General features: G+C 32.3%; 3 protein-coding genes and 1 pseudogene. 3 read left to right on the top strand and 1 reads right to left on the bottom strand.

All coding sequences use genetic code 11. The features are described 5' to 3' along the window. Window positions 1–690: pseudogene (locus ACYQ73_RS28050) on the bottom strand (IS30 family transposase); the annotation flags it as partial. A gap of 407 nt (window positions 691–1,097) precedes the next feature. Between ACYQ73_RS28050 and ACYQ73_RS28045 the strand changes: the two are divergent. From ACYQ73_RS28045 to ACYQ73_RS28035, 3 genes are all read left to right on the top strand, one after another. Further along, window positions 1,098–2,270 (top strand): ATP-grasp domain-containing protein, encoded by a 1,173-nt coding sequence (locus ACYQ73_RS28045; RefSeq protein ID WP_460015454.1) that lies wholly within the window; start codon window positions 1,098–1,100, stop codon window positions 2,268–2,270. Window positions 2,271–2,321: 51 nt separating this feature from the next. Further along, complete coding sequence (locus ACYQ73_RS28040; protein ID WP_460015453.1) at window positions 2,322–3,992, top strand: methyl-accepting chemotaxis protein; 1,671 nt, start codon at window positions 2,322–2,324, stop codon at window positions 3,990–3,992. A gap of 192 nt (window positions 3,993–4,184) precedes the next feature. After that, window positions 4,185–5,078 (top strand): patatin-like phospholipase family protein, encoded by an 894-nt coding sequence (locus ACYQ73_RS28035; protein ID WP_460015452.1) that lies wholly within the window; start codon window positions 4,185–4,187, stop codon window positions 5,076–5,078. Window positions 5,079–5,381: the final 303 nt, after the last annotated feature.

The following is a 5,381-nucleotide window of genomic DNA, read 5'->3' as shown; positions in this document are numbered from 1 at the left end:
ACTTTATAGCAGCTAAATTCTTTACCTCTGTCTGTTGTGGCTGTTTTTATAGTGCCTTTTGGTAATTTAGTATGAAGAAGACGTACTGCTTTTTCCATTGATTGAGCTGAGCGATCTGGTATCAAAAGGCCAACATACCATCGTGTCATTTGCTCAATAAATGTTGCTACACAACCTTTTGCTTTCCCACGTCCAAATACAACTGTATCTAACTCCCAATGTCCAAAGGTTTCACGTTTACGTACTTCTTTTGGGCTTTTAGAAATTGGTGTGCCAATGTTAAATCTTCCTCTTGTTTCGCGGGGCTTTTGGCGCTTTCCTTTTTGACAGAGAACGGTTATAGGCACTTCTAAAAGACCATCGTAAATCCAGCGATAGATGGTTTTAAAACTCAGCTGACCTTGATACAAGCGGCCGACAATTTGTTCAGGCGACCAAGTATCCCGCAACTTTTCTTGAACAGCTTCTTTTACTTCTGGCGTACATTTTGACTTGGTACCACAGTTGGATTTATTTTGGTGGTAACGTACTTGCGCTTCGTCAGCTGTACTACCGGCTTGCGTTTTTTTCTCTGGAAATCGTAGAAGGTTGACGATTTAAGAGTTTCGCTATTTTACGAATCGAATAATCAAGTTCCAGGTATGTTTCTATTTTTACACGTTCTGATATGGTAAGATGGGTATAGCTCATAACGATTCCTCCGTTTGAATTTGGTGTGGTAACTACATTCTACACGAGGTCGTTATGGGCTTCCTTTATATTGACTTCTGGGTGTTGCACTTAATATTACAATCCGTCTTATAAAATTATACAAATAGTATTTAACCAATAGTAAAAAATCGAGAAGCTAATTTAAGCTTCTCGATTTTTTAAATTATTTACTTTAGCAAAAGTTAATCTTTATATAGTTAAATATACTCATTAGTATTTAGATATTTCATTATGCTTTCATATTAATTTCGATGTAAAATTACCCATAGTATTAAAAGGTAATATTATGGCTTTTATAGGTATTATATATTAAAATAGGTAATAGTTATTTTTACATACTATTAGGATATAGATATGTAAAAAATATATAGATAGGAGTGTAAATATTGATAATACTAGATAGACCTTATGTTTCGGAATTATTAGCGGACACAATTAGTAAGAATAAAATTCCGGTAATCAAATTAAATGAAGTTTTTATACCAAACGAATCTACTATAAATTTAAAAAAGGTAGACGATTTGTTGATTGAATTAGAGAAGGGGAATTCTCCAATTCTCTTTAACTCTGAAAATGGACTTAATATTTTATCAAAATATGCGCCTAATCACTATCTAACAACTGTTACAGATATTTTGAAAAATAAAGTTACTTTCAGGAAAACATTAAGTAGACATTATAAAGACTTCTTTTTCACAGAAGTTTCTCTAAAAGAATTAGAAGAATTAGATCCTAGTGCTCTACCTTTCCCTATTATTGTTAAGCCTGTTATAGGATATTCAAGTATAGGTGTACATCGTATTGATAAGGTAGAAGAATATAAAGAAACTATTAAACAGCTTAAGTTTGAAATGGAAGTTACAAGTTCAGAGTATCCAATCGAAGTTATTAACAATCAATCATTTATAATTGAAAAATTAATTGAAGGCGATGAATACGCGGTTGACGTATATTTTACAGAAGACGGGGAACCTGTTATCCTAAATCTTTTTAAAAGAATGTTTAGGCATGAGAAAGACATGAGCGATAGGATTTACTATACGAGTAAGCAAGTAATAAATGAGTCCCTCAACAAAATTCAAGAGTTTTTAAGAACTATTTCTTCGTTCTTCGCTTTAAAGTCTGCCCCAATACATATTGAAATTCGCATCGATAATGATGAACAGATTGTTCCTATTGAAGTAAATCCACTTAGATTTGCTGGTATCGGTACAAATGAACTTGGCGTTCATGCATATGGTGTAAACGCATGTGAGTACTTTTTTAAACAACAAAAGCCTGATTGGGAAAATATAGTTAATCAAATGGATGATTCAATTTATAGTTTTTGTTGTGCTGAAATAGATGCTTCTATTGATTGTAAGCAAGTTGTATCTATTAATCATGAAGCGTTTAAACTAAATTTTGATGAAATTTTAGAATATCGACCAATGAAAGTGAATGAAGGTTCTACTTTCGCTGTAATCTTCCATAAGTCACCGGATTTAAATGAAAATATAAGGTTATTGAATTTGGATCTGAATCAATATATAACGTTAAAAGAATTGGTATTTGTTTAATAATGACTAATTATTTTATTGCAGTTAGGAGCGTTAATGGTGTTTAAAGGTATGACAATTAGAAAGAAAATATTATTAAATGTATTAATGCCTATTGTTGTTATAAGCACAATTTTTAGCTTAGCCATTTTTATTGTAGCTGATCGTTTAATTGACGGATATATTATTCCTCAGTTTGAAGAGAGCTTAACAATGAAAATGGAGGACTTTGATGAGTTATTCGATAAAGAATTAATCAATAGTGCTAAAACAAACAAAAGTGCATATCAAGAATTATTGTCTAGAGGAAATGCATTTAAAGAAGAGTATGATTTAGAAAATGTGTATATTATGAGTAAAGTAGATAATAAAGAAGTCATTTTATTTTTAGGTAATGATGATAAGTATTTATCACCACTAGCGTTTACAGACGAACAAAAAGCAGCGCTAGGTACAACCAAAATGGTTACAAGTGATATTTATAAGGATGATTACGGTGCTCATAAGTCTACATTTTTACAAGTTCAAGGAACAGAGTCTGTCTTAGGATTAGATGAAGATGCAGATTTTATAGTTGATCTAGAAAACTTATTAATAAAAGTATGTGTATTATTAGCACTTATATTTATTGTGGTAAGTGGTATACTAGCATATTTCACTGCTAAAAGAATTTCTAAACCGTTAAATGAACTTGTAGATTATACTAAAGTAATTGCAGCTGGTGATTTAACACAGGAAATAAAAAATACAAGTAATGATGAAATTGGGCAACTTGCATCAAGTTTTAATAGTATGCAAGTACAGCTAAAAGAAGTTATAGGTCATGTATCCTCAACAGCAGATTATGTAGTAAATGGGTCTAAAGAATTGACTCAAAGTATAGAGCAAGTGACAGAAATGGCTAATCAGGTATCAGCAGCCATTCAGGAAGTTTCAGTAAGTAGCGAAATGGTAACAACTGGGGCTATTCAAAATCAAATTGCGATTAGAGAAATATCAGAGGGAATAGTGGAAATTACAGAATCTACCACAAATGTCTCTGATGAATCTATTAAGACATCTGAAGAATCCAATCAAGGTAATAATGTAATTCAACAATCCGTACAAGGAATTGATTCAATTAACGAGCTTTCAAAAGCCTCTATGCAAATGACTGAACAAATGCATCAACGTTCTAAAGAGGTAGGACAAATTACAAATGTAATTACAAGTATTTCAGATCAAATTAATTTACTTGCACTAAATGCAGCTATTGAGGCTGCTCGTGCAGGTGAATACGGAAAAGGGTTTGCTGTTGTTGCAGATGAAATAAGACATTTAGCAGAACAATCTGCCCAATCTGCTAATGACATTACTAAATTAATCTCTGAAATGCAAAACAATTCTAATGAATCTGTTGAAGCTATTACGAGAGTAGTAAATGAAATTGATCAAGAGACTGTCGCAATAAGATTGGCTGGAGATACTTTCCAAAAAATCTCATCTCTAATTTCAAACATTAGTATGCGAACGCAATCAATTGCTTCAACAGTAGAACAAATATCTGCAAGCTCTGAACAAGTATTAGGGACTACAGAGACGACTGTGCAATCATTGGAGCAAACATCAGCAGGTACCCAAAATATTGCTTCAACTATGCAAGAGCAATCTGCTTTTATGGAAGAAATGCTAGGAACAGCTAATCAAGTAAATGAGATGGTTGAAGACTTAAAAGGTCAAATTGCACATTTTAAAATTAAGTAATCTAAGTAATAACATTAACTAAGTTAAAAGGATTAGCTCTATCTAGAACAGAGCTAATCCTTTTACTATTTTTAAATCTGTATGTCAGTATCAAAGTCGTTAGTAAATTCGACAAAATACTCATTGAGTTCGTTCTATTTGTATATAACTCTTTATATAATGTATTGATTATCTTAAAAAGGAGAGGGAATTTTGTGGATTGATGGTGTTTTTTCTGGTGGTGGTTTGAAGGGGTTTGCACTAGTTGGGGCGTATCAAGTACTAGAAGCTGAAAATTTTCGCTTTAAACGGGTGGCTGGAACAAGTGCTGGGGCCATACTAGCTGCTTTTATTGCTGCAGGATATAGTGGAAAAGAAATCCAAACTATGTTAGAAGAATTGGATGTACCTTCATTACTAGATCCAAGGAAAACAATCTTACCTTTCCCGTTTATGAAGTGGGTTAATGTTTATCACCATTTAGGTTTATATAAAGGAAAAGCATTAGAAAAATGGTTTTTTCAGAAATTGGCAGCAAAAGGCGTTTATACATTCGGAGATTTACCTAGAGATTCGTTAAAATTAGTGGCTTCAGATTTAACAAATGGCAGAATGATCGTTTTACCAGATGATTTGCAAAAATATCATATCGAAGCGAAGAATTTTTCTGTAGCAAGTGCTTTACGTATGAGCTGTGGAATACCTTTTTTCTTTGAACCTGTTACATTAAAAACGGGAAAAGGAGATTCAGTTATTGTAGATGGTGGCGTACTGAGTAATTTTCCGTTATGGGTATTTGACGATAGAGAAGGACGTAAAATGCGACCGATTATAGGACTTAAATTGAGTAGACGTAGAGAAGAACAACACCCACATGAAATTAAAAATGGATTAAATTTATTTGAGGCTTTATTTTCTACTATGAAAGATGCTCATGATGAAAGGTATATTTCAAGACGGCATGAAAGAGATATTATATTCATCCCTGTCGATGATTATAGCGCCACACAATTTGATTTAGATGAAGAAACTAAAGAAACGCTTTTAGAAATTGGAAGAAACCGTACTATTCAATTTTTAAAATCATGGCCAAGGTTTAGGCTATAAAACTTTTAAAAAAATGAATAAAACTATTGACGTTCTATGGAGTGGGTGATATTATATAAAAGTTGCTGCTGAACATGCAGCTAGAATAATATAAAAATAAAATAACTGTTTGACATTCTGCGAAAAACATGTTATTATATAAAAGTTAGCTCTTAATAAAGAGATGACAATTATATATGAACCTTGAAAACTGAACAAGCAAAACGTAATCAATAAAGTTTTTAGTAGCTAACCTCGAGTTAGTGAACGAAACAAAATTTTGGACATCAAACATGATGCCAGCAAAACAATTTGAGCTAATCA

The organism is Lysinibacillus sp. CTST325 (assembly GCF_054665055.1).
Note: the sequence above shows the minus strand (reverse complement) of the source record. Positions and strands in the feature narration are given on the sequence as shown.